This is a genomic window from Tritonibacter sp. SIMBA_163 (assembly GCF_046535935.1).
Classification (GTDB): Bacteria; Pseudomonadota; Alphaproteobacteria; order Rhodobacterales; family Rhodobacteraceae; genus Epibacterium; species Epibacterium scottomollicae.
In genome coordinates this window covers 1-267 of sequence record NZ_JAWJBP010000541.1, presented here as the reverse complement: position 1 = coordinate 267, position 267 = coordinate 1, and the positions used below count along the sequence as shown (strand labels likewise).

The window sequence follows — 267 nt, the reverse complement described above, 5'->3', positions numbered from 1 at the left end:
CCGCCCGCCTGATGCAGGCGCTTCTTCAAGTAGCGGCGCAGCTTCAGGTCCTCGTGCAGCAGGTCGCCGTACTGGTCACGCGCCGCAAACCAGCGCGAATCCCAGGTGCGATTGATGCCCAGGCGGAACCCGGTGGGGTTGATTTTATGACCCATGACTTAGGCGCTCTCCTCACGCTCGCGGACGACCACCGTGAGACGGCTAAACGGCTTGTCGATGCGCCCGACCCGACCGCGGGCACGCGGACGGAAGCGCTTCATCACGATC

At 64.8% G+C, this 267-nt stretch carries 1 protein-coding gene and 1 pseudogene; both read right to left on the bottom strand.

What is annotated here, in order from left to right; genetic code table 11:
• Window positions 1-155 (bottom strand): annotated as a pseudogene (locus R0J92_RS23455) (30S ribosomal protein S3); the annotation flags it as partial.
• A 3-nt stretch (window positions 156-158) separates the two neighbouring features.
• A partial coding sequence (locus R0J92_RS23450) for a large ribosomal subunit protein uL22 (protein WP_411053446.1) occupies window positions 159-267 on the bottom strand: 109 nt, incomplete at its 5' end.